The 21,001-nt window shown below is 57.1% G+C and carries 22 protein-coding genes; 10 read left to right on the forward strand and 12 right to left on the reverse strand.

Annotation, left to right across the window (positions count from 1 at the left end; translation table 11 throughout):
* The first annotated feature begins 3 nt into the window (after positions 1 to 3).
* Complete coding sequence (locus B9Z44_RS10730; RefSeq protein ID WP_108402441.1) at positions 4 to 714, forward strand: ABC transporter ATP-binding protein; 711 nt, start codon at positions 4 to 6, stop codon at positions 712 to 714.
* A 16-nt stretch (positions 715 to 730) separates the two neighbouring features.
* Here the strand turns inward: B9Z44_RS10730 and B9Z44_RS10735 are convergent, their stop codons facing one another.
* The 7 genes from B9Z44_RS10735 to B9Z44_RS10765 all read right to left on the reverse strand — a co-directional run bounded on the left by B9Z44_RS10735 (position 731) and on the right by B9Z44_RS10765 (position 7,937).
* Positions 731 to 1,012, reverse strand: coding sequence for a HigA family addiction module antitoxin (locus B9Z44_RS10735; RefSeq protein ID WP_108359199.1), 282 nt, complete (start codon positions 1,010 to 1,012; stop codon positions 731 to 733).
* Positions 1,013 to 1,019: 7 nt separating this feature from the next.
* Complete coding sequence (locus B9Z44_RS10740; protein ID WP_108359198.1) at positions 1,020 to 1,298, reverse strand: type II toxin-antitoxin system RelE/ParE family toxin; 279 nt, start codon at positions 1,296 to 1,298, stop codon at positions 1,020 to 1,022.
* Positions 1,299 to 1,514: 216 nt separating this feature from the next.
* On the reverse strand, positions 1,515 to 2,528 hold the full coding sequence (locus B9Z44_RS10745; RefSeq protein ID WP_108402442.1) for a class 1 fructose-bisphosphatase: 1,014 nt from the start codon (positions 2,526 to 2,528) through the stop codon (positions 1,515 to 1,517).
* A gap of 9 nt (positions 2,529 to 2,537) precedes the next feature.
* Positions 2,538 to 5,255 carry an aminopeptidase N gene (gene pepN / locus B9Z44_RS10750; protein WP_108402443.1) on the reverse strand — a complete coding sequence of 906 codons (2,718 nt, stop codon included), beginning with the start codon at positions 5,253 to 5,255 and terminating at the stop codon, positions 2,538 to 2,540.
* A gap of 8 nt (positions 5,256 to 5,263) precedes the next feature.
* Positions 5,264 to 6,368 (reverse strand): peptide chain release factor 2 gene (gene prfB, locus B9Z44_RS10755; protein ID WP_108402444.1). Its coding sequence is split into 2 segments (ribosomal slippage): positions 5,264 to 6,286 and positions 6,288 to 6,368, totalling 1,104 coding nucleotides; the frame shifts between segments, so codons are not numbered across the junction.
* Positions 6,369 to 6,429: 61 nt separating this feature from the next.
* The gene (locus B9Z44_RS10760; protein ID WP_108359194.1) at positions 6,430 to 6,981 is read right to left on the reverse strand and encodes a hypothetical protein; all 552 of its coding nucleotides are present in this window, start codon (positions 6,979 to 6,981) and stop codon (positions 6,430 to 6,432) included.
* Positions 6,982 to 7,031: 50 nt separating this feature from the next.
* Positions 7,032 to 7,937, reverse strand: a complete 906-nt coding sequence (locus B9Z44_RS10765; protein ID WP_108359353.1) for an alpha/beta fold hydrolase — start codon at positions 7,935 to 7,937, stop codon at positions 7,032 to 7,034.
* Positions 7,938 to 8,040: 103 nt separating this feature from the next.
* Here B9Z44_RS10765 and B9Z44_RS10770 point away from each other — a divergent pair, with 103 nt between their 5' ends.
* Complete coding sequence (locus B9Z44_RS10770) at positions 8,041 to 9,108, forward strand: aldo/keto reductase (protein ID WP_108359193.1); 1,068 nt, start codon at positions 8,041 to 8,043, stop codon at positions 9,106 to 9,108.
* Between the two features lie 12 nt (positions 9,109 to 9,120).
* Positions 9,121 to 9,762, forward strand: a complete 642-nt coding sequence (gene plsY / locus B9Z44_RS10775; protein WP_108359192.1) for a glycerol-3-phosphate 1-O-acyltransferase PlsY — start codon at positions 9,121 to 9,123, stop codon at positions 9,760 to 9,762.
* On the opposite strand, the gene B9Z44_RS10780 is transcribed toward plsY, so the two are convergent.
* On the reverse strand, positions 9,759 to 10,244 hold the full coding sequence (locus B9Z44_RS10780; protein WP_108359191.1) for a YajQ family cyclic di-GMP-binding protein: 486 nt from the start codon (positions 10,242 to 10,244) through the stop codon (positions 9,759 to 9,761). The two genes, plsY and B9Z44_RS10780, sit on opposite strands and share 4 nt — an antisense overlap.
* Before the next feature lie 39 nt (positions 10,245 to 10,283).
* Here B9Z44_RS10780 and murB point away from each other — a divergent pair, with 39 nt between their 5' ends.
* The gene (murB, locus tag B9Z44_RS10785) at positions 10,284 to 11,336 is read left to right on the forward strand and encodes a UDP-N-acetylmuramate dehydrogenase (protein ID WP_108402445.1); all 1,053 of its coding nucleotides are present in this window, start codon (positions 10,284 to 10,286) and stop codon (positions 11,334 to 11,336) included.
* Between the two features lie 112 nt (positions 11,337 to 11,448).
* On the opposite strand, the gene argG is transcribed toward murB, so the two are convergent.
* The 4 genes from argG to B9Z44_RS10805 form a co-directional block, all read right to left on the reverse strand.
* Positions 11,449 to 12,789 carry an argininosuccinate synthase gene (gene argG / locus B9Z44_RS10790; protein ID WP_108402446.1) on the reverse strand — a complete coding sequence of 447 codons (1,341 nt, stop codon included), beginning with the start codon at positions 12,787 to 12,789 and terminating at the stop codon, positions 11,449 to 11,451.
* A 22-nt stretch (positions 12,790 to 12,811) separates the two neighbouring features.
* Positions 12,812 to 13,129: a pyrimidine/purine nucleoside phosphorylase gene (gene ppnP, locus B9Z44_RS10795; protein WP_108402447.1), complete on the reverse strand. Its 318-nt coding sequence runs from the start codon at positions 13,127 to 13,129 to the stop codon at positions 12,812 to 12,814.
* A gap of 116 nt (positions 13,130 to 13,245) precedes the next feature.
* On the reverse strand, positions 13,246 to 13,788 hold the full coding sequence (locus B9Z44_RS10800) for a glycine zipper 2TM domain-containing protein (RefSeq protein WP_108402448.1): 543 nt from the start codon (positions 13,786 to 13,788) through the stop codon (positions 13,246 to 13,248).
* A gap of 87 nt (positions 13,789 to 13,875) precedes the next feature.
* Positions 13,876 to 14,235, reverse strand: a complete 360-nt coding sequence (locus tag B9Z44_RS10805; RefSeq protein ID WP_108402895.1) for an arsenate reductase — start codon at positions 14,233 to 14,235, stop codon at positions 13,876 to 13,878.
* Between the two features lie 10 nt (positions 14,236 to 14,245).
* Here B9Z44_RS10805 and folC point away from each other — a divergent pair, with 10 nt between their 5' ends.
* Genes folC through gltX form a run of 6 tightly spaced genes read left to right on the forward strand, consistent with a single transcriptional unit; the run spans position 14,246 to position 20,967 of the window.
* On the forward strand, positions 14,246 to 15,589 hold the full coding sequence (gene folC, locus B9Z44_RS10810) for a bifunctional tetrahydrofolate synthase/dihydrofolate synthase (RefSeq protein WP_245912810.1): 1,344 nt from the start codon (positions 14,246 to 14,248) through the stop codon (positions 15,587 to 15,589).
* 12 nt (positions 15,590 to 15,601) lie between these two features.
* Positions 15,602 to 16,330 (forward strand): SPOR domain-containing protein, encoded by a 729-nt coding sequence (locus B9Z44_RS10815; RefSeq protein ID WP_108359186.1) that lies wholly within the window; start codon positions 15,602 to 15,604, stop codon positions 16,328 to 16,330.
* A gap of 7 nt (positions 16,331 to 16,337) precedes the next feature.
* Entirely contained in the window at positions 16,338 to 16,832 is a 495-nt protein-coding gene (locus B9Z44_RS10820; RefSeq protein WP_108359185.1) for a CvpA family protein, read from the forward strand.
* The gene (gene purF, locus B9Z44_RS10825) at positions 16,832 to 18,346 is read left to right on the forward strand and encodes an amidophosphoribosyltransferase (protein ID WP_108402449.1); all 1,515 of its coding nucleotides are present in this window, start codon (positions 16,832 to 16,834) and stop codon (positions 18,344 to 18,346) included. Before B9Z44_RS10820 ends, purF begins: the two co-directional genes overlap by 1 nt.
* Positions 18,347 to 18,353: 7 nt before the next feature.
* Positions 18,354 to 19,565 (forward strand): O-succinylhomoserine sulfhydrylase, encoded by a 1,212-nt coding sequence (locus B9Z44_RS10830; RefSeq protein ID WP_108402450.1) that lies wholly within the window; start codon positions 18,354 to 18,356, stop codon positions 19,563 to 19,565.
* A 13-nt stretch (positions 19,566 to 19,578) separates the two neighbouring features.
* On the forward strand, positions 19,579 to 20,967 hold the full coding sequence (gene gltX, locus B9Z44_RS10835; RefSeq protein ID WP_108359182.1) for a glutamate--tRNA ligase: 1,389 nt from the start codon (positions 19,579 to 19,581) through the stop codon (positions 20,965 to 20,967).
* The last annotated feature ends 34 nt before the right edge of the window (positions 20,968 to 21,001 follow it).

Consider the following 21,001-nt stretch of genomic DNA (forward strand, 5'->3'; position numbering starts at 1 on the left):
ACCATGAGCGCCTTGTTAGAAGTTCACGACTTGCACAGCGGCTACGGCAGCAGCCAAGTGTTGTTTGGCATCAGCCTCAGCATTGAAGTGGGTGGCGTGTCTACTTTGCTGGGCCGCAATGGCATGGGTAAAACCACGACGGTGCGTTCCATCTTGGGCCTCACGCCTGCGTTGTCTGGCACGGTGCGTTTTTGTGGCGAACGTGTCGAAGGCTACAGCCCAGACCGTATTGCACGTATGGGGCTGGCGGTGGTGCCCGAAGGTCGACAAATTTTCCCGACGCTCTCCGTGCAAGAAAACCTGTTGGCCTTTGCGGCCAACCGCAACAGCAGCACCCACCCGTGGGCGCTAGAGCGTGTGTATGCCTTGTTCCCACGTTTGGCTGAACGCCATCGCCACATGGGCAACCAGCTTTCGGGCGGTGAACAACAAATGCTGGCCATTGGCCGCGCCCTGATGACCAATCCACACTTGTTGGTATTGGACGAAGCCACAGAAGGTTTAGCTCCGCTGGTGCGTGAAGACATTTGGCGCTGCCTGCACACCTTGCGCGGTCAAGGCCAAAGCATTTTGGTGATCGACAAGTATGTGCAAAAGCTGGTCAAGCTGGCCGACCAGCACACCATCATCGAACGTGGGCAGGTGGTGTGGCAGGGCGCGTCTGCTGCGCTAGAGGCGGACCACAGTTTGTGGCATCGCTACATCGGGGTTTGATTCAAACCCCACACGTTTAAGCGGCCAGTGCCAACCTTTGAATCTTAGGGCGCTTCATTTTGCTGGCCATGTACAAGTCGTACTGAAGTTGCATACCTGCCCACAGTTCAGGGCTTGTGCCAAATGCGCTGCCTAGACGGTACGCCATATCAGCGGATATGCCAGAGCTGCCAGAGATCACGCGTGACAGCGTGACGCGATTGACGTTCAGTTTTGATGCTGCTTCAGTCACAGTGATGTCACCCAAATATTCCCGAAGGACTTCGCCTGGGTGGGGCGGGTTATGCATTCTTGTCATATCTACCTCAGTGGTAATCCATGTAGTCAACCAGCACAGCATCCGTACCTTCAAACGTGAACACCATGCGCCAATTGCCATTCACTGTCACGGCCCAATGCTTTTTCAGGTCGCCCTTCAACGGGTGTAGGGCCCATGACGGTGCAGACAGGTCTTCTGGACTTGTTGCCTGATCAAGTGCTGCTAACTGAAGGCGAAGCTTGGTGGCATGGGTTGCTTGAATTCCAGCTTTGCTGCCTGTTTCAAAAAACCGTTGCAAACCTTTGTGTCGGAAACTTTTGATCATTCCGAATTATTGTACTGTGTAGTGTATAGCGCTACAAGTTGTAATTTCAAATTGTGCGAGTTTTTGAATAAATGGCTCAGTCGCCAAGCTTGTGCTAGGTCTCTTCAATGGCTGCCTCTGTGTGTTTTATTTCCGTAGATTACACAAGCAGCTGAAACGACAAAGGCCCGCCCCTTGAATTCAAGAGGCGGGCCTTTGTTTGTGAATCGTAAAAGATTACTTTTGTGCGTGATAGCTCGTCACACGTTCCACTTCGTTCTTAGAACCCAAGACCACGCTCACACGTTGGTGTAGTTGTGTGGGCTGGATGTCCAAGATGCGTTGCTGACCGTTGGTGGCGGCGCCACCGGCTTGCTCGACCAACCAGCTCATGGGGTTGGCTTCGTACATCAGGCGTAGCTTGCCGGCTTTGCCTGGCTCGCGCTTGTCCCAGGGGTACATGAACACGCCGCCACGGGTCAAGATACGGTGCACGTCGGCCACCATGGAGGCAATCCAACGCATGTTGAAGTTCTTGCCGCGTGGGCCTTCTTCACCTTGCAAGCACTCGTCGATGTAGCGCTTCACGGGCTCGTCCCAGTGGCGCATGTTGCTCATGTTGATGGCGAACTCTTTGGTGTCGGCAGGGATGCGCACGTTCTCTTGGGTCAACACAAACGAGCCTTGCTCGCGGTCCAAGGTGAACATGGCCACGCCATCACCCACGGTCAGCACCAAGGTGGTTTGTGGGCCGTACACGCAGTAGCCAGCGGCCACTTGTTGGGTGCCGGGTTGCAAGAAGTCGTCTTCGCTCACGCCTTTGCTGGGGTCTACTTTTTTGAGCACGCTGAAGATGGTGCCAATGCTCACGTTGACTTCGATGTTGCTCGAGCCATCGAGTGGGTCAAACATCAACAGGTATTCGCCTTGGGGGTAACGGTTGGGCACGACGTGGATGCTGTCCATTTCTTCGGACGCCATGGCAGCCAAATGGCCGCCCCATTCGTTGGCTTCAATCAACACATCGTTGGCGATGATGTCGAGTTTCTTTTGCACTTCGCCTTGCACGTTTTCGCTGCCGGCGGAACCCATGACATCGCCCAGTTCGCTGCCCAAGGCGCCTTTGTTCACAGCATGGCTGATGCTTTTACAAGCACGTGCCACGACTTCGAGCAACAAGCGCAGTTCAGAAGGGATGAGGCCTTTGGCGCGTTGTTGTTCGACCAGATAGCGGGTAAGAGATACAGACATGGCGAGTCCTTAGTTGGAGAGCGCGCGTGAGACCACCTCACGCACGTCGTTGCTTAAATCAGTTTTGGCAGCGATGCGTTTGATGGCTTCGTGCGCAGCGGTGCGGTAGGGCTCGGCCAGTTTGCTCCAACGGTCCAAGGCGCGTGCCAAACGGGCGGCGACTTGGGGGTTGATGGCGTCGAGCTCCAACACGCGTTCGCTCCAGAACACATAGCCCGCCGCATCGCTGCGGTGGAATGCGCCGGGGTTGGCACTGCAGAAACTGAAGATCAGGCTGCGTGCGCGGTTGGGATTTTTGATGTGGAAATCGGGGTGCAGCATGAGGTTGCGCACCAGCGACAAGATGTTGCCACCACGGTCGGTGCTGCCGGCTTGCAAGGCAAACCATTTGTCCATCACCAAGGCTTCGTTGTGGAACAGGTTGTAGAAGCGTTGCAGCGCATCGCCTGCCAATTCAAGACCCGAGCCCACCAAAGCGCTCAAAGCATTGAAGCGGTCGGTCATGTTGTGCGCGTCTTTGAAACACTGGTAGGTGCGGCCTGGCCAAACTTCATCGCCCGTGGTGCGTGCATCCAGACACAACATGGTGAGGGCCATGCCGCTCAATGCGCGGCGGCCACTCGACACGGGGTCGGGGCTGAAAGCGCCGTTTTCGCTGTGAGCTTCAAAAGCCCAAGCCCAATCGTCGTGCAACTCGCGAGCCAGTTGCGCACGCATAGATTCACGCACGGCGTGGATGCGCTGAGGGTCCACCACTTCGAGCTGTTCAGCGATGTAGGTTTCAGAAGGCAAGGTGAGCACCAAGTCTTTGAACGCGGCATCTAAAGCAGGGTTGCGCAGCACGGTGCGCAGGGCTTGCACCAAGGCGGCATCCAACACGTGCGTGGGTGCGTCGCTGGCCGCCACGGCGGTGAGTGCGGCGTTCAGGCACAGGCGTTGCGCTGCTTCCCATTGGTTGAACGGGTCGGTGTCGTGCGCCAACAGCGTGAGCAGTTGGGTGGCTGTGAAGTCTTTTTCCAGCACCACAGGGGCGCTGAAGCCTCGGAGGATAGAAGGTACAGGCTCTTCGCCTGCTTGCAGTGACAAGTCCTTGAACTCGAAGCTTTGCGTGGCTTCGGTCAATACCAAGAGTTGCGTGGACAGCACCTCGCGGCCATCGGCACCCAGCAAACCAAATTGCACCGGAATGACAAACGGTTCTTTGTGGTCTTGGCCGGGGCTGGGTGGGCAGCTTTGGCTCATGCTCAGTGTGTACGTGCGAGTGTCGGCGTTGTAGCTGCCAGAGGCTTGCACGCGGGGTGTGCCCGCCTGTGCGTACCAGCGCTTGAACTGCGTCAAGTGTGTGGCGAGTGCTGAGCCTGGGTTGGCATCAGCAATGGCTTGTGCGAAATCGTCACACGTCACCGCTTGGCCATCGTGGCGCTCGAAGTAGAGCGACATGCCTTTGGCGAAGCCTTCACGACCTGAAATATTGGAAGCTGGCGTTGCCGCCAGGGTCTGCATCATGCGCACGACCTCAGAGCCTTTTTCGTAAATCGTGACGGTGTAGAAGTTGTTGATCTCTACATAGCTGTCAGGACGCACTGGGTGGGCCATGGGGCCTGCGTCTTCTGGGAACTGCGCGGTGCGCAACAAGCGCACGTCTTCGATGCGCTTGACGGCTTTGGCTGAGGCGGCAGCTGTTGGGTTGTCTTTCAACGCTTCAGCAGCCAAGTCTTGGCTGAACTCTTGGTCGCGGAAAACCGTCAGGCCTTCTTTGAGTGAGAGTTGGAACCAGTCGCGGCAAGTCACGCGGTTGCCCGTCCAGTTGTGGAAGTATTCATGGCCGACCACGCTTTCGATGTTGGCGTAGTCCATGTCGGTGGCGGTGGCGGAGTTGGCCAACACAAACTTGGTGTTGAAGATGTTGAGGCCCTTGTTCTCCATCGCGCCCATGTTGAAGTCGCTGGTGGCGACGATCATGAAGCGCTCTAAGTCGAGGCTCAAGTTGAAACGCTGCTCGTCCCACTTGATGCTGGCCATGAGTGAGTTCATGGCGTGTTCGGTTTTGTCCAAATCGCCGGAGCGCACAAACACCTGCAGCAAATGCTCTTTGCCCGACGGTGCCTTGACGCGCTGTTCGCGGCATACAAATTGGCCCGCCACCAAGGCAAACAAGTAGCAAGGCTTTTTGTGTGGGTCGACCCAACGGGCGAAGTGACGACCGTCTTCCAGCGTGCCTTCGTCCACCAAATTGCCGTTGCTCAGCAGCACGGGGAAGGCCTTTTTGTCGGCGCGCAGCGTGACGCTGTAGTTCGACATCACATCGGGGCGGTCTAAGAAATAGGTGATGCGGCGAAAGCCTTCAGCCTCGCACTGCGTGAAGAACGAGTCGTTGCTCACATACAAGCCCATGAGCTTGGTGTTCTTCGCAGGGTTGCAGGTGGTGAAGATTTCCAGGTCAAAAGCCTCGTGGCCTTCAGGCAAGTTCTCCAGCACCAACTGGCTGCCGTCCATCTTGAACGAGGTGCCTTGGCCGTTGACCAACACACGCGCGAGGTTGAGCTCGTCGCCGTCCAAACGCAAAGGCTGAGCCGCCACGTCGGGGTTGCGGCGCACGCGCATTTGGTTGAGCACGCGGGTCTTGGCGGGGTCCAAGTCAAACGTCAGATCGACGGTGTCAATCCAAAACGCGGGCGCTGTGTAGTCGGCGCGTTGGATTAGTTGGGCTGTGCCTTCACGGTACATGATGTTCCTTAAATACCTTGCTTGAGTGACGCTTCGATGAAAGCATCGAGGTCGCCATCCAAGACTTTTTGTGTGGCCGAGATCTCAACGTTGGTACGCAAATCTTTGATGCGGCTGTTGTCCAACACGTAGCTGCGAATTTGGTGACCCCAGCCCACATCGGTTTTGGTGTCTTCGAGCTTTTGCTGTTCTTCTTGGCGCTTGCGCATCTCGTGGTCATACAAGCGCGAGCGCAGGCGTTTCCAAGCCACGTCACGGTTGCTGTGCTGGCTACGGCCGTCTTGACACTGCACCACGATGCCGGTGGGCATGTGGGTCAAGCGCACGGCAGAGTCGGTTTTGTTGATGTGCTGACCACCCGCGCCCGAGGCGCGGTAGGTGTCGGTGCGCACGTCCGAGGGGTTGATGTCGATTTCGATCGAATCGTCAATTTCGGGGTACACAAACACCGAGGCGAACGAGGTGTGGCGGCCGCCCGAGCTGTCGAACGGTGACTTGCGCACCAAGCGGTGCACGCCAGTTTCGGTGCGCAACAAGCCAAAGGCATATTCGCCTTCGATCTTGATGGTGGCGCCTTTGATGCCAGCCACGTCGCCCGCAGATTCGTCTTCCACCGTGGTTTTGAAGCCTTTGCGTTCGGCGTACTTGAGGTACTGGCGCAGCAACATGCTGGCCCAATCGCAGGCTTCGGTGCCACCGGCACCGGCTTGGATGTCGAGGAAGCAATTGAGCGGGTCCGCTTCGTTGCTGAACATGCGGCGGAATTCGAGCTCTTCGATGGTTTTGACCAAGCCTTGGGTGTCGGCTTCGATGGTGAGCAAGCCGTCTTCGTCGTTGTCGGCTTTGCTCATTTCAAACAACTCGGCGTTGTCTGCCAACTCTTGGGTCAAGCGGGTGAGGGTGACGACCACGCCGTCAAGGGCTTTCTTTTCACGACCCAGCTCTTGCGCTTTTTTGGGGTCGTTCCAAATGGTGGGGTCTTCTAGCGAGGCGTTGACGGTGCGCAGGCGTTCAGATTTGGCATCGTAGTCAAAGATACCTCCGGAGATCCACCGTGCGGACGCTCAGGCCGGCAAGTGTGGATCCAATGAGGTTGATGCGTTCTGCTTCCATGATGCGGTCTTCTTTATGTGTCTGGGGGAAACCGCAGATTTTCTCACGTTCAGACCGGTTCTTAGAAGCTGCGAGCGTAGGCAAACAAAACGCCAGCGTTGCCGAGCAAAAAGACCTGCGCTGAGTCTTTAGGTGTGAAGGCGTAGCCCAGCGAGGGAATGATGGCCGGCGCAATGCCGTAGTTGTTGAATGGGATTTTTTCTTTGTATGCGCCGCGGTAGCCGTAGAGCAAACCCGCAGAGACTTTGGTGAACAGCTTGGGGTTGCCCAAAATGCCATCCCACTGTTTGCCCACATAAGCGTAAGCCGAGCCCTGGCCAAAGGAGTTGGTGAACAAGGCCAAGCCGCAGAAACGGCCACCGCTGACGTGGCTGTCAAGCGCTACCAGAATGACTTGCTTGTGCTCTGGGTTGTTGGACCAGTGGTGGGTGTAAGGGGAAATGGTGAGGTCCCATTTTTTGGTGGGCTGTGCGCCGCCCTCAACTGCCAAGCTGTCGGGGCAAGGCTGCCAGTCGTAGAGATCGTTGTCTGCGGCTTGGGCCGACGTGGCTCCCAAAGCGCCTGCCAACACAGTGGAGAGCAGCAGGGCGCGTAAGTTATATGGAAAATGCATTCGTTTGGCTTAATTTCTAAAAATCGAATTTTATCTTCTTTAGCAAACCATCACGTTTTCAAAAAATCTTCTATGAATTGCGCCAGTTGTTCGGGTTGGTCGTGGTGCAGCATGTGGCCCGCATTGTCGATGACGGCGTGGGTGATGTTGGGCACGGCGGCAATGCGTTGCATGAATTCGGCCAAGGTATAGCTGTCTTTCCACCACTGGCCCATGCTGTCGGTGCTGGCCACCACGCAGAGCATGGGCGCGGTGATGCGTTCGTAAATGGCTTGGGTCTCATCGGTTTTGAACAACTGGGCGTTGACGACCTTGTGTGCCGCATGACCCAGGATGCGCCATTCACCTTGGTCGTTGGCGCGCGCCCAATGCTGAGCCAGCCAATGGGCTTTGTCTGAGCCCAAGCGCGGGTTGGTTTTGATGAGGCGCTGCGCCACGGCTTCAAGGCTGGCGTAAGGTTTAAGGGCCATCTCGTCGCGTTGCAAAGCTTTGAGCTCGTCCATCCACTTGGCCAAGCGGCTTGGTGCTTGGGCTGGGCGAGTGGCGGGCATGCCAAAGCCTTCGAGGTTGATGAGCTTGTGGATGCGTTCAGGGCGAATGCCCGCATACATCGTCGCTACATGACCACCCATGCTGTGGCCCAGCAGGTGGATTGGGCGTTCTCCCACGTAATGGTCAAGCAGTTGGTCCAAGTCAGCCAGATAGTCGGGGAACCAGAAGTTGTCGGTGTGGGGTGTTTCGGTCAGGCCAAAACCACGCCAGTCGGGGGCGATGACCCAGTGATCGTCTTGCAGTGCGTCGATGACAAACTGAAATGAGGCGGCCACATCCATCCAACCGTGCAGCATGACCAGTGGCGTTTTGTCGGGTGATGGCGTGCCCCACTGCCGCACGTGATAACGCAGGTGGCGGATGGGGATAAATTCGCTGCGCGAAGGGTGTTGGATGGGGTACATGGCTTGGATCATAAGGAGGCGTGACACGGCAAAGTTAAACGACGGCTGGGGAGGCTTTAGACTTGTCAGGTTTTGACAAGCCTTGACGGCTGGAGTAATTCGGATGACTTTTCCTCTCGTTCAGCTGGGCACCAGCGATTTGCACGTCACACCCATTTGCTTGGGCACCATGACCTTTGGTGAGCAAGTCAACGAAGCCGATTCACATGCCATCCTCGACCACTCGCTGGCGCGTGGTGTGAATTTCATCGACACCGCCGAGATGTATTCGGTGCCGCCTAAGGCCGAGACCTGTGGCCACACCGAAACCATCATTGGCAACTGGTTTGCCAAGAACCCAGGCGCGCGTCAAAAACTGGTGGTGGCCACCAAAGTGGCAGGCCCGTCACGCGGGATGCCTTGGATTCGCGACCACATGGGTTTGACCGTGAAAGATTTCGTCACTTCGTGCGAAGGCAGCTTGCGCCGCTTGCAAACCGATGTGATTGACCTCTACCAAATTCACTGGCCCGAGCGCCATGTGCCTGCTTTTGGCGGTGTGTATTACGACCCCCAAAAAGAAACGTCTGAGACGTCCATTCATGCCCAGCTCGAAGCGCTGGCGCAGTTGGTGAAGGCGGGCAAAGTGCGCCACGTGGGCTTGTCCAACGAAACGCCGTATGGCGTGCATGAGTTTGTGCGCTTGGCCGAGCAGCACGGCTTGCCACGCGTGGCCACCACACAAAATCCGTATTGCCTGATCAACCGCACGTATGAAAACGGTTTGGATGAAACCTGCCACCGCTTGAATGTGTCGTTGCTGGCCTATTCGCCGCTGGGCTTTGGTTTGCTGACTGGCAAGTACGACGCCAGCGGCATCACTGGCCCAGACGCACCCAAAGGCGCACGCATCTCTGGCTATGAAAGCGTGCGCAAGCAACGCTGGGGTCGTCCTGAGTCGTTGGTGGCGGCACGCCGCTACAACGCATTGGCGCAAGAAAATGGCATGACGCCCACGCAAATGGCGCTGGCGTTTTGTTACACCAAGTGGCAAGTGGCCAGCACCATCATTGGTGTGACGTCGCTCGCGCAACTCGATGCCGATTTGGACGCATGGGGCACCACTTTGTCGCCCGAAGTGTTGGCCGCGATCGATGCGATTCGTTGGGAAATGCGCGACCCTGCGCAATAAAAGGAAAGATAGATGTTTGCTGATTCTTCTGTGGTGGTGTTGCTCACCTTGGGCGCGTATTTGGTGGGCTCCTTGTCCTTCGCGGTCATCGTGAGCCGCCTGATGGGCTTGGACGATCCACGCACCTATGGCAGTCAAAACCCAGGCGCCACCAACGTGCTGCGTTCGGGCAACAAACAAGCGGCCGTGGCCACTTTGTTGTTTGATGCGCTCAAGGGCTACTTCCCTGTGTTGCTGGTCAAGTTGTATGGCCCAACTTTTGGCTTGGACGACCGGGCGGTGGCTTTGGTGGCCATCTCGGCATTCATTGGCCACTTGTGGCCTGTGTTCTTTGCCTTCAAAGGTGGCAAGGGCGTGGCCACAGCCGCTGGTATTTTGTTTGGTGTAGAGCCCTTGCTCGGCGCTGCGGTGATGGGCACATGGCTGATCGTGGCGTTTTTCTTTCGTTACTCGTCACTGGCCGCTTTGGCGGCATCGCTGTTTGCACCGGCCTACTATTTGTTTGGCAATCAAATTGCATGGCAGACCAGCGACGCAGAGTTGTTGGCCGTGGCGGTGATGAGCGCTTTGCTACTGATGCGTCACAAAGACAACATCGCTCGCTTGGTGTCTGGTCAAGAGACCAAGATTGGCGCGAAAAAAGACGCGTCTTAGTCGCGGAAGTTGTTGAACGACAAAGGCAAGTCGGTCATGTCTTTGCGAATCAAGGCCATGGCGGCTTGCAGGTCGTCGCGCTTGGTGCCGCTGACGCGCACGGCGTCGCCCTGAATGGCGGCTTGCACCTTGATCTTGCTGTCTTTGAGCAAGCGCTGAATTTTCTTGGACACTTCGGTTTCGATGCCGTTGCGGATTTTGATGACTTGCTTGACCTTGTCGCCGCCCACTTTTTGCACATCGCCTTTGTCGAGGAAGCGCACGTCCACTTCGCGCTTGGTCAGTTTGTTGCGCAACACGTCTTCGACTTGCACCAACTGAAAGTCGGCATCGCCAAACATGGTGATCTCTTTGTCTTTGAGTTCAACGGCAGCAGACGTGCCTTTGAAGTCAAAGCGTGTGGCGATTTCTTTGGCCGTGTTTTCAACGGCGTTTTTAACTTCGACCAAATTGGGTTCGAGGACGGTGTCAAAAGAAGGCATGGCAGTCGGCTTTCAAATTCAGAATGAGACAATTGTCCTATGTTAGTGGAACCCAACACCCCCCTTCAAGCGCACAACAGCTTTGGCATTTCAGCCAAAGCCCTGCAACTGGTGCGCGTGCGCACCGAGGCCGATGTGCAAGCCGTGCTGGCCGATGCAGCCTTGCGCGATGTGCCTAAGTTTGTGCTGGGCGGCGGCAGCAACATTGTGCTGACGGGCGATGTGAAGCCCTTGGTGCTGAAGGTGGAAATCAAAGGCATGCGCTTGGTCGAAGAGACCGACAAGGCTTGGGTGGTCGAAGCCGCCGCTGGCGAAAAGTGGCATGACTTGGTGGCTTGGACACTGGACAACGGCTGGCCCGGTCTAGAAAACATGGCGCTCATCCCCGGCAGCGTGGGCGCATCACCCGTGCAAAACATTGGCGCGTATGGCGTAGAGCTGCAAGACCGGTTTCATTCGTTGGACGCCATTGACCTGACCACCGGCCAAACTTTCAGCCTTGATGCTGCGCAATGCGCGTTTGGCTACCGTGACTCGGTGTTCAAGCACGAGAGCAGTGGACAGAATGGCCTGGGCTTGGCAGGCAAAGCGCTCATCACCCGCGTGCGTTTTTTGCTGCGCAAAGATTGGAAGCCCGTGCTGGGCTACCTCGACCTCGAACGCAAAATGGCCGAGACCGGCATCAGCCAACCCACGGCCCAGCAAATCTTTGAATGGGTCTGTGCCATTCGCCAAGCCAAGCTGCCAGACCCAGCGATCATTGGCAACGCCGGCAGCTTCTTCAAAAACCCCACCGTCACGCAGGACCAGTGCGACGACATCATCGCGCGCGAGCCCAAGGTGGTTCACTACCTGTTAGACGATGGCCGGATCAAACTGGCGGCAGGCTGGCTGATCGACGCTTGCGGGTGGAAAGGCAAAACCGTGGGCAATGCCGGCGTGTACGACAAACAAGCCTTGGTGTTGGTCAACGTCGGTGGCAAAGAGCACCCCTGTACAGGCGGCGAGGTAATGACCTTGGCAAAAGCCATTCAAACCAGCGTGTACGAGCGTTTTGGCATTCGCCTAGAACCAGAACCCGTCGTGGTTTAAGTCACAAAAATACCAACCGAAGGCGCAGCGTATGCCGTCATGTGCCTTCAGCGAGAGAAGTGCAATAAAAAAGCGACCCGAAGGTCGCTTTTTTATTGGCGCAAAGAAGGCTTTACTTCTTAGACCCGCCTTCCAACTTGATCATGTCCGCACCTTCACCCAACGACAGCAAGCCGGTGTGTGCGTAGATGCCCAGCTTGGCGCGTGTGTCCACGATGTCCAAGTTGCGCATGGTCAATTGGCCAATGCGGTCGAGTGGGCTGAATGGTGCGTCCTCCACCTTTTCCATGCTCAAACGCTCGGGGGCGTAGGTCAGGTTGGGGCTTTCGGTGTTCAAGATGCTGTAGTCGTTGCCACGGCGCAGCTCTAAGGTCACGGTGCCGGTGATGGCGCGTGCCACCCAGCGTTGGGCGGTTTCGCGCAACATGATGGACTGTGGGTCAAACCAGCGGCCTTGGTACAACAAGCGGCCCAAGCGCAGGCCGTTGATGCGGTACTGCTCGATGGTGTCTTCGTTGTGAATGCCCGTCACCAAACGCTCGTAAGCGATGTGCAACAGCGCCATGCCCGGGGCTTCGTAGATGCCGCGGCTCTTGGCTTCGATGATGCGGTTTTCGATCTGGTCGCTCATGCCCAAACCGTGGCGGCCACCGATTTCGTTGGCTTTAAGGAACAGTTCAACGGGGTCAGCGTATTCCACACCGTTCAAGGCGACGGGTTGGCCTTCTTCAAAACGGATGCTGATTTCTTCGGTTTTCACCACGCAGTCGTCGCGCCAGAAGGGCACACCCATGATGGGGTTGACGATCTTCATGCCGCTGGCCAAGCTCTCGAGGTCTTTGGCTTCGTGGGTGGCGCCCAGCATGTTGCTGTCGGTGCTGTAGGCTTTTTCGGCGCTCATCTTGTAGCCAAAGCCGTTGGCGGTCATGAAGGCCGACATTTCAGCGCGGCCACCGAGTTCGTCGATGAACAGTTGGTCCAACCAAGGCTTGTAGATTTTCAAGCTGGGGTTGGTCAACAAACCGTAGCGGTAGAAGCGCTCGATGTCGTTGCCTTTGAAGGTTGAGCCATCGCCCCAGATGTTGACGTCGTCTTCTTTCATCGCGGCCACTAGCATGGTGCCGGTGACGGCACGGCCCAAAGGCGTGGTGTTGAAGTAAGTGATGCCACCGGTGCTGATGTGGAACGCACCGCACTGAATGGCTGCAATGCCTTCGTGAGCGAGTTGTTTGCGGCAGTCGATGAGGCGGGCTTTTTCAGCGCCGTACTCCATCGCTTTGCGTGGGATTTCGTTGTAGTCCGACTCGTCGGGTTGGCCGAGGTTGGCGGTGTAAGCGTAGGGCACGGCGCCCTTTTGCTTCATCCACAAGAGGGCCGCAGAGGTGTCGAGGCCGCCGGAGAAGGCGATGCCGACTTTTTGGCCTTTGGGGAGGTGTTGGAGGATGGTGCTCATGGTGTGGTGTGTCAGCCGTGGATTAACCGAAGTGGCAGATGTAGTGGTAGGGCTCGGTCACGCGAATGTCGAACTTCGAGTTGCCGGGCACGTTGAACTTTTCGCCTGCGCTGGACTTGACCCAGTCTTGGCTGCCGTCGAGTTTGTATTCACAAAAGCCGCCGACACATTCCATGATCTCAGGGGCGCCGGTGTTGAAGGTCAACGTGGCGGGCAGGATGACGCCCACCGACAGCTTGGTGCCATCAGCCAACGTCAGGCCGTGGCTGACGCATTTGCCGTCAAAGTAAACATTCGCTTTGGTGGTGACGCTGGCGCTGTCGATTTTTTCTGTGGTCATGGTGTGCGTATCAGTAGGAATTGCAAAACCATAGATTTTAGGTGACCCAAAACGACAAAAGCCGCGGAGCGCGGCTTTTGCTTGCAATCAGCGCCCGAAGTGACGCATGGACGGGTTTAGTAGCGAGGTGCAGAGCCTGCTGGTGGCACACCATAGCTAGTGTTGGCGGGCGTTGTGGGGGCCATCGGGGTGATTTGCAAGCGCACGGTAGGGCCTGGGTCTTGTGGCATTTGCACGGTGTATTGTTTGCCGGCAAACTCATAAATCACGTTGTAAGCCATGGTGCGGTTCTCGTAAAACATTTGCTGGCTGCAGTTTTGAACGTTTTTCACTTCAGGTGTACCTGGGCCTTCGATGTTGTCACCCAAAATAGCGCCGCCAAAGAGGCCCGCCATGGTGGCCAAAGCGCGGCCAGAGCCGTTGCCGATTTGGTTACCAATTGCGCCACCGGCGATGGCACCCATCGCAGCACCTGCGCCAGACTTTTGACCACCGGTGACCACTTGTTGGTTGTTACACACTTGGCGTGGCACAGCTACTTGTTGAATGATGGGCGTGCTGGAGATAACTTTGCCAACTTCTTGGGCTTGCACAGAGGCAGAGGCCAACACAGCCATCAGCCCGGCGAGCAATGTGGTTTGAATCGTGATCTTTTTCATGGGAAATCCCTTTTTTAACTTGGCAGAAGTGTAGTGCTTGGTTTGTTTTTATCTGTAAAGCGTGGGTAAAACCTGCGCTGAATGGACTTAGCCTACAACGCGCGCCCAAGCCTCAGGGTTGACGCCCACGATGACGGTTGCACCTTTGACCACCACGGGGCGCTTGATGACGCTGGCGTGTTCCAGCATCAAGGCGCGGGCTGATGCGTTGTCCACCACGCTGGCTTGGAGTGCAGGGTCCAGCTTGCGCCAAGTCGTGCCTTTGCGGTTGACCAACACGTCCCAGCTCACGTGTTGGAGCCACAGGTCTACGGCTTCGGGCGGTACGCCTTGTTTTTTGAAATCGTGAAACACATAGTCCACGCCATGGTCGGTCAGCCACACACGGGCTTTTTTGACACTGTCGCAGTTGGGAATGCCATAAACGGTGATGGTTGTTTTGCTCATAGGGTGAATCATGCCGCAAACCCAATGGCCTGCAGCGGTGGGCGACAATCGAACGATGAATTCACTCGATAGCTGGCTCGCGCATTGCGAGCGTTTGCACCCCAAAAACATCGACATGGGCCTAGAGCGCGTGCGCACTGTGGCCGAGCGCATGGCGCTCAAGTTTGATTGCCCCGTCATCACCGTGGCGGGCACCAACGGCAAGGGCTCGACCTGTGCGATGTTGGAAGCCTGTTTGCTTGAAGCGGGTTATCGCCCCAGCGTGTACACCTCGCCGCATTTGGTGCATTTCCAAGAACGCTGCCGCGTGCATGGCGAAACCGTGCAGCCTGACGACTTGCTGCCACATTTTGAAAAAGTAGAAGCCGCTCGCACCCAAGGCGGTGAGGTGTCGCTCACTTACTTCGAGTTCACCACCTTGGCGATTTTGAGTTTGATGGCCTCATCACCCATTGACGTGGCCATCCTCGAAGTGGGCTTGGGTGGTCGTTTAGACGCAGTCAATGTGATTGAGCCCACATGTTCCATCATCACCAGCGTCGACTTGGACCACATGGATTTTTTGGGTCATGACCGCGAAACCATTGGCCGCGAGAAGGCGGGCATCATGCGCACGGGCCGCCCCGTCATCGTGAGCGACCCCGTGCCGCCGCAAAGCGTGATTGACCACGCCACCGAAATTGGCGCAGACCTGTGGCTGTTTGGCCGTGACTTCAACTTCACGGGCGATAAGCAGCAGTGGGGCTGGGCAGGGCGTGGCCGTCGTTACAGCGGCTTGGCGTATCCCGCGCTGCGTGGTGCCAACCAGTTGGTCAATGCCAGCGGTGTGTTGGCCGCACTCGAGGCCTTGCGTAGCGAGATGCCCGTGACGGCGCAAGCGATTCGCAATGGTTTGGCCATGGTCGAGCTGCCTGGACGTTTTCAAATCGTGCCGGGCCAGCCGGCCTTGGTGTTTGACGTGGCGCACAACGCCCACGCCGTGGCGGCACTCACTGAAAACCTCGATGCCATGGGCTTTTATCCCACCACCCACGTCGTATTTGGTGCGATGGCAGACAAAGACGTGGCACCCATGCTGGCGCGTGTGGGCCCCTTGGTGGACCGTTGGTACTTTTGCGATTTGCCCACTGAGCGTGCTGCCAAAGCCACTCAGTTGCAAGACGTTTGGCAAGCGGGCAACGCACGCAAAGATGTTCAATCCAGCACCCACGCCAACCCCCAAGCCGCGCTGGACGCGGCCGTGGCTGCGGCAGACCCCGCTGATAGAATCGTGGTCTTCGGATCGTTCTTCACGGTCGGGGGGATTTTGGCGAATGGCATCCCCCGTTTAGACGCCCCACATTTGAGCTCCTGAGACCCCATTCACATGGCTTTTTTCAAGTTTCGATTGCCTGGTCAAGCTACCAGTGAGCCCCAAGGCAACACCAGCAATTCTCCCGCCGAGAGCGTAGATGCCATGCGTCGCCGCGCCCGCCACCGTTTGATTGGCGCTTCGGTGTTGGTCGTGTTGGGTGTAGTCGGTTTCCCCTTGCTGTTTGACACCCAGCCGCGCCCTGTGTCGGTGGACATTGCGGTCGATATTCCAGACCGCGCGACCGCCAAGCCTTTGGTGGATACATCGACGCCCAAACCTTTGTCGGCTGCGGCGGGTTTAGATGCCAAAGAGGAAGTGGTGCCTGACACCAAACCCGAACCCAAGGCAGAAGCAAAGCCGAAGCCAGAAGCAGCTGTGGCGGCTGCCGCTGCGGTGGCTGCTGTGGTGCCCAAAGCTGAAACCAAGCCCGAGCCTGCCAAGGTCGACACAAAGCCAGCTGCCAAGCCGGAAGTTAAACCAGACGCCAAGCCCAGCGATAGCAAGGACGCAGGGTCTCGCTTTGTGGTGCAAGCGGGTACGTTTTCAGACGAGAACAAGTTGCGCGAAGTGCGCAGTAAGCTTGAAAAAGCAGGCATCAGCACTTACACCCAAGTCATTGAGAGCAAAGAAGGTCGTCGGGTGCGCGTGCGCGTCGGACCATTCACCAGCCGCGATGAAGCCGACAAAGTGGCTCGCAAGATCAAGCAGTTGCAATTGCAACCGCAAGTCTTGACACTCTAAGCCCCAGATGCAGACGTTTTCGGCCGTAGATTGGATTCTGCTGGCCGTTTTGGGCCTGTCGTTTCTGCTTGGCCTTTGGCGTGGCATTGTGCAAGAGGTGTTGTCACTGCTGGGTTGGGTGGCCGCGTTTTATGTGTCGCAGATGTACGCACCACTTGCCGCCGCTTGGCTACCCATGGCGGGCAGCAGCCAGATGTTGCGCTATGCCGCGGGCTTTGTGGTGGTGTTCATTGCAGTATTGGTGGCCACGGTGTTGGTCAGCTGGGTTGTGAAAAAGCTGGTGTCAGCGGTGGGCCTTGGGCCTTTAGACCGATTGCTTGGCAGCTTGTTTGGATTGATGCGCGGTGTGGTCATTTTGTTGGCCGTGACCGTGCTGGTGGGCATGACGCCCATGCGTGACACCGAAGCTTGGAAGCAAGCGCAGGGCACGCAATGGTTGCAACAGTTTTTGCATGTGTTGAAGCCGGTGTTACCGGCTGATTTTGGAAAGTACCTCCCCTAATGTGTGGCATCGTCGGCGTTGCAAGCAACGCACCTGTGAACCAGTTGATTTATGACGCCTTGTTGCTCTTGCAGCACCGAGGCCAAGATGCCGCTGGCATCGTCACCCAGCTGGACCGTAAATTCTTCATGCACAAAGCCAAAGGCATGGTGCGTGATGTGTTTCGCACCCGCAACATGCGCGCCTTGCCTGGCAACAACGGTTTGGGCCAAGTGCGTTACCCCACCGCAGGCAATGCGTTCAGCGAAGAAGAGGCCCAGCCTTTTTATGTGAACGCACCGTTTGGTTTGGTGTTGGTGCACAACGGCAACTTGACCAACGCGCATGCGCTGAAGGCGGAGTTGTTCTCTGAAGACCACCGCCACATCAACACCGAGAGCGACTCTGAAGTCTTGCTCAACGTGCTCGCCCACGAGATTGACAAAGCCACGCGTGGCTTGCCGCTCAAGCCTGACGATGTGTTTGAGTCGGTGCGCCGTGTGCACCGCCGCATCCAAGGTTCGTATGCGGTCATTTCGATGATTGCAGGCCACGGCTTGTTGGCTTTCCGCGACCCCTTTGGCATTCGCCCTTTGTGCATTGGCCGTGGCGCGGATGGCACTTACATGGTGGCCAGCGAATCGGTGGCTTTGGATGGCACGGGTCATGTGTTTGAGCGCGACATCGCGCCGGGCGAAGCGGTGTTCATTGACTTGGCAGGCAAAGCGCATTTCATGCAATGTGCCGATGCACCACAGCTCAAGCCCTGTATTTTTGAATACGTGTACTTGGCCCGTCCTGACTCCACGATGGATGGCATCTCTGTCTACCAAGCGCGTTTGAACTTGGGTGAGACCTTGGCCAAGCGCGTGGTGTCCATGGTGCCGCCAACCGACATTGACGTGATCATTCCGATCCCTGAATCCAGCCGCCCCAGCGCCACACAGCTGGCGCATTTGTTGGGTGTGCCTTACCGCGAAGGGTTTGTGAAAAACCGTTACGTGGGCCGCACCTTCATCATGCCGGGCCAAGGCGTGCGTAAAAAGTCCGTGCGCCAAAAGCTCAACGTGATTGCCAGCGAATTCAAAGGCCGCAACGTGCTGTTGGTGGATGACTCCATCGTGCGCGGCACCACCAGCAAAGAGATTGTGCAAATGGCCCGTGATGCCGGTGCACGTAAGGTGTACTTGGCCAGTGCGGCGCCGCCTGTGCGCTTTCCTAACGTCTACGGCATCGACATGCCCACGCCCGAAGAGTTGGTGGCGCACAACCGCACCATCGACGAAGTGCGTGACCTCATTGGCTGCGACGCCTTGATTTACCAAGACGTCGACGCCATGAAGCAAGCCGTGCGTGCGGCCATGGCCAGCGATGCGCCTGCGCTTGACGGCTTTGATGCGTCGTGCTTTGACGGCGTGTATGTGACCGGCGATGTGTCTGCGGGCGACATCGTGCGCTTGAATGAAAAACGTGTGGGCACAGAAGAGGGCGCCGAAGACAACTCGCGCCTCGCTTTGCCCAACCCATCGGAGTGACTTCGGTATGAGCCAGCATCCTTTGCCCCATGACCTGCATTTGGAAACTTTGGCCGTGCGTTTGGCCGCTGATCGCAGCCAGTATGGTGAAAACTCAGAAGCCCTGTACCTGACCAGCGGTTATGTGCAGCCCTCGGCCGAAGCCTCGGCTCGCCGCTTTGCGGGCGACGAAGACGGTTACACCTATGGCCGCTCGGGCAACCCCACGGTGAGCAGTTTTGAAATGCGCTTGGCTGCCTTGGAAGGCAGCGAGGCTTGCTTGGCCACGTCGTCCGGCATGTCTGCCGTGATGCTGATGTTGTTCAGCTTGCTCAAAGCGGGTGACCATGTGGTGTATTCGCAGTCGATGTTTGGCTCGACCTTGAAGCTGATTGGCTCCGAGTTCGCACGCTTTGGCGTGGAGTCGACCGTGGTGCCGCAAACCGATTTGGCCGCTTGGAAAGCCGCCATTCGTCCCAATACGAAAATTTTGTTTGCCGAGACGCCCACCAACCCCTTGACCGAGGTGTGCGACATCGCTGCCTTGGCCGACATGGCGCACAACGCGGGCGCTTTGCTGGCGGTCGACAACTGTTTTGCCACGCCTGTGTTGCAGCGCCCCATGGGCATGGGCGCAGACATCGTCATGCACTCGGGCACCAAGTATTTGGATGGCCAAGGCCGCGTGATGGCGGGCGCTTTGTGTGCCAGCGAAAAGCTCATCAAAGAAAAATTGCTGCCTGTCATGAAAAACAGCGGCATGGTGTTGTCGCCCTTCAATGCATGGGTGGTGCTCAAAGGTTTGGAGACACTCGACATTCGCATGCGCGCGCAAAGCGCACGCGCACACGAGTTGGCCCAGTGGTTGGAGCAGCATCCTGCGGTGTCGCGCGTGTACTACCCAGGCTTGGCATCGCACCCGCAGCATGCCTTGTCGATGAAACAAATGTCGGGCATGGGCGGTGCGGTGTTGTCGTTTGATGTGAAGGCGGCTGACCCGCAGCAAGCTCGCACACGCGCCTTTCATGTGCTCGATAGCTTGCGCGTCCTGTCCCTTTGCACCAACTTGGGCGACACCAAAACTTTGCTCACACACCCCGCCAGCACGTCACACGGCAAGCTGTCGGAAGACCAACGCCAAGCCGCAGGCATTGGCCAAGGCATGATTCGCTTGGCCGCGGGTCTTGAGCACTTAGACGACATGAAGGTCGATCTATTGCGCGGCCTCGACACCCTTTGATTTTTCTTTCCGCATGACCAAAATTCGTACCCGTTTCGCGCCATCTCCCACTGGCTTTATCCACCTCGGCAACATCCGTTCGGCCTTGTACCCATGGGCGTTTGCACGCGCCACGGGGGGCGACTTTATTCTGCGCATTGAAGACACCGACCTTGAGCGTTCGAACCAAGCCTCGGTGGACGTCATCATTGAGGGCATGAAGTGGTTGGGCCTCGACCACGACGAAGGCCCGTTCTACCAAATGCAGCGTATGGACCGCTACAAGGCCGTGTTGGAAGTGCTCAAAGCCGGTGGCCATGTGTACCCCTGCTACATGAGCATGGAAGAGCTCGATGCCCTGCGCGAACAGCAAATGGCGAACAAAGAAAAGCCACGCTACAACGGCACATGGCGCCCCGAGCCAGGCAAGACCTTGCCAGCCATTCCTGAAGGCGTGAAGCCTGTGTTGCGCTTTAAAAACCCACAAGGCGGTTCGGTCGTGTGGGAAGACAAAGTCAAAGGTCGCATCGAAATCAGCAACGACGAGTTGGACGATTTGGTCATAGCGCGTCCCGACGGCACACCCACTTACAACTTCTGCGTGGTGGTGGACGACATCGACATGGCCATCACCCACGTCATCCGTGGTGACGACCATGTGAACAACACACCGCGCCAAATCAACATCTTCAAAGCCCTGGGCAAGGAGATTCCGGTTTACGCCCACTTGCCCACCGTGCTCAACGAGCAAGGCGAGAAGATGAGCAAGCGCAATGGTGCGAAGGCCGTCACGCAATACCGCGACGAAGGCTATTTGCCTGATGCGATGGTGAACTATTTGGCCCGTTTGGGCTGGAGCCACGGCGATGATGAGATTTTCAGCCGCGCTCAGTTTTTAGAATGGTTCAACCTCGACCATTTGGGCCGCAGCGCTGCACAGTTTGACGAAGCCAAACTTAAGTGGGTGAACGCACAGCACTTGAAAGCAATGGCCGATGATGCGCTGGCACCCTTGATCAGTGCCGAGTTGGCCAAGCGCGGCATTGTGGCTGATGACCGCTTGCCCGCCATTTGCGGTTTGTTCAAAGACCGCTGCGACACCTTGTTGGTTTTGGCCGATTGGTCTGCTGCGTTTTACAACGACGTCACCCCGCAAGCCGATGATGTGGCCAAGCACATCACACCTGCTGTGTTGCCAGCTTTGGACGCCTTGGCTGCCAAGCTCAATGCCATCGTTGAGTGGAGTACAGCTAACGTCAGCGCAGCATTCAAAGAAGTGTTGACTGAACAAGGCCTGAAGATGCCCCAACTGGCCATGCCCGTTCGCGTGCTGGTGATGGGGACGCCTCAAACGCCATCGGTCGATGCTGTTCTTTTCCTTTGCGGCAAAGAAAAAGTTTTGGCTCGTTTGACCAAACGCTGAAAAGCTTGCTATACTATCGCTCTCGACACCCAAC

Source organism: Limnohabitans curvus (genome assembly GCF_003063475.1).
GTDB classification, from domain to species: Bacteria; Pseudomonadota; Gammaproteobacteria; order Burkholderiales; family Burkholderiaceae_C; genus Limnohabitans; species Limnohabitans curvus.

Excerpts from the sequence above, each read along its gene's own strand:
- folC (WP_245912810.1), top strand. The coding sequence starts at position 14,246 with ATGCCGCAAACCCAATGGCCTGCAGCGGTGGGCGACAATCGAACGATG.
- gltX (WP_108359182.1), top strand. The coding sequence starts at position 19,579 with ATGACCAAAATTCGTACCCGTTTCGCGCCATCTCCCACTGGCTTTATC.
- B9Z44_RS10815 (WP_108359186.1), top strand. The coding sequence starts at position 15,602 with ATGGCTTTTTTCAAGTTTCGATTGCCTGGTCAAGCTACCAGTGAGCCC.
- B9Z44_RS10800 (WP_108402448.1), bottom strand. The coding sequence starts at position 13,788 with ATGAAAAAGATCACGATTCAAACCACATTGCTCGCCGGGCTGATGGCT.
- argG (WP_108402446.1), bottom strand. The coding sequence starts at position 12,789 with ATGAGCACCATCCTCCAACACCTCCCCAAAGGCCAAAAAGTCGGCATC.
- B9Z44_RS10730 (WP_108402441.1), top strand. The coding sequence starts at position 4 with ATGAGCGCCTTGTTAGAAGTTCACGACTTGCACAGCGGCTACGGCAGC.
- purF (WP_108402449.1), top strand. The coding sequence starts at position 16,832 with ATGTGTGGCATCGTCGGCGTTGCAAGCAACGCACCTGTGAACCAGTTG.
- B9Z44_RS10770 (WP_108359193.1), top strand. The coding sequence starts at position 8,041 with ATGACTTTTCCTCTCGTTCAGCTGGGCACCAGCGATTTGCACGTCACA.
- pepN (WP_108402443.1), bottom strand. The coding sequence starts at position 5,255 with ATGTACCGTGAAGGCACAGCCCAACTAATCCAACGCGCCGACTACACA.
- B9Z44_RS10805 (WP_108402895.1), bottom strand. The coding sequence starts at position 14,235 with ATGAGCAAAACAACCATCACCGTTTATGGCATTCCCAACTGCGACAGT.
- B9Z44_RS10820 (WP_108359185.1), top strand. The coding sequence starts at position 16,338 with ATGCAGACGTTTTCGGCCGTAGATTGGATTCTGCTGGCCGTTTTGGGC.
- B9Z44_RS10760 (WP_108359194.1), bottom strand. The coding sequence starts at position 6,981 with ATGCATTTTCCATATAACTTACGCGCCCTGCTGCTCTCCACTGTGTTG.
- murB (WP_108402445.1), top strand. The coding sequence starts at position 10,284 with ATGTTAGTGGAACCCAACACCCCCCTTCAAGCGCACAACAGCTTTGGC.
- B9Z44_RS10735 (WP_108359199.1), bottom strand. The coding sequence starts at position 1,012 with ATGACAAGAATGCATAACCCGCCCCACCCAGGCGAAGTCCTTCGGGAA.
- B9Z44_RS10745 (WP_108402442.1), bottom strand. The coding sequence starts at position 2,528 with ATGTCTGTATCTCTTACCCGCTATCTGGTCGAACAACAACGCGCCAAA.
- B9Z44_RS10740 (WP_108359198.1), bottom strand. The coding sequence starts at position 1,298 with ATGATCAAAAGTTTCCGACACAAAGGTTTGCAACGGTTTTTTGAAACA.
- ppnP (WP_108402447.1), bottom strand. The coding sequence starts at position 13,129 with ATGACCACAGAAAAAATCGACAGCGCCAGCGTCACCACCAAAGCGAAT.
- B9Z44_RS10780 (WP_108359191.1), bottom strand. The coding sequence starts at position 10,244 with ATGCCTTCTTTTGACACCGTCCTCGAACCCAATTTGGTCGAAGTTAAA.
- plsY (WP_108359192.1), top strand. The coding sequence starts at position 9,121 with ATGTTTGCTGATTCTTCTGTGGTGGTGTTGCTCACCTTGGGCGCGTAT.
- B9Z44_RS10765 (WP_108359353.1), bottom strand. The coding sequence starts at position 7,937 with ATGTACCCCATCCAACACCCTTCGCGCAGCGAATTTATCCCCATCCGC.
- B9Z44_RS10830 (WP_108402450.1), top strand. The coding sequence starts at position 18,354 with ATGAGCCAGCATCCTTTGCCCCATGACCTGCATTTGGAAACTTTGGCC.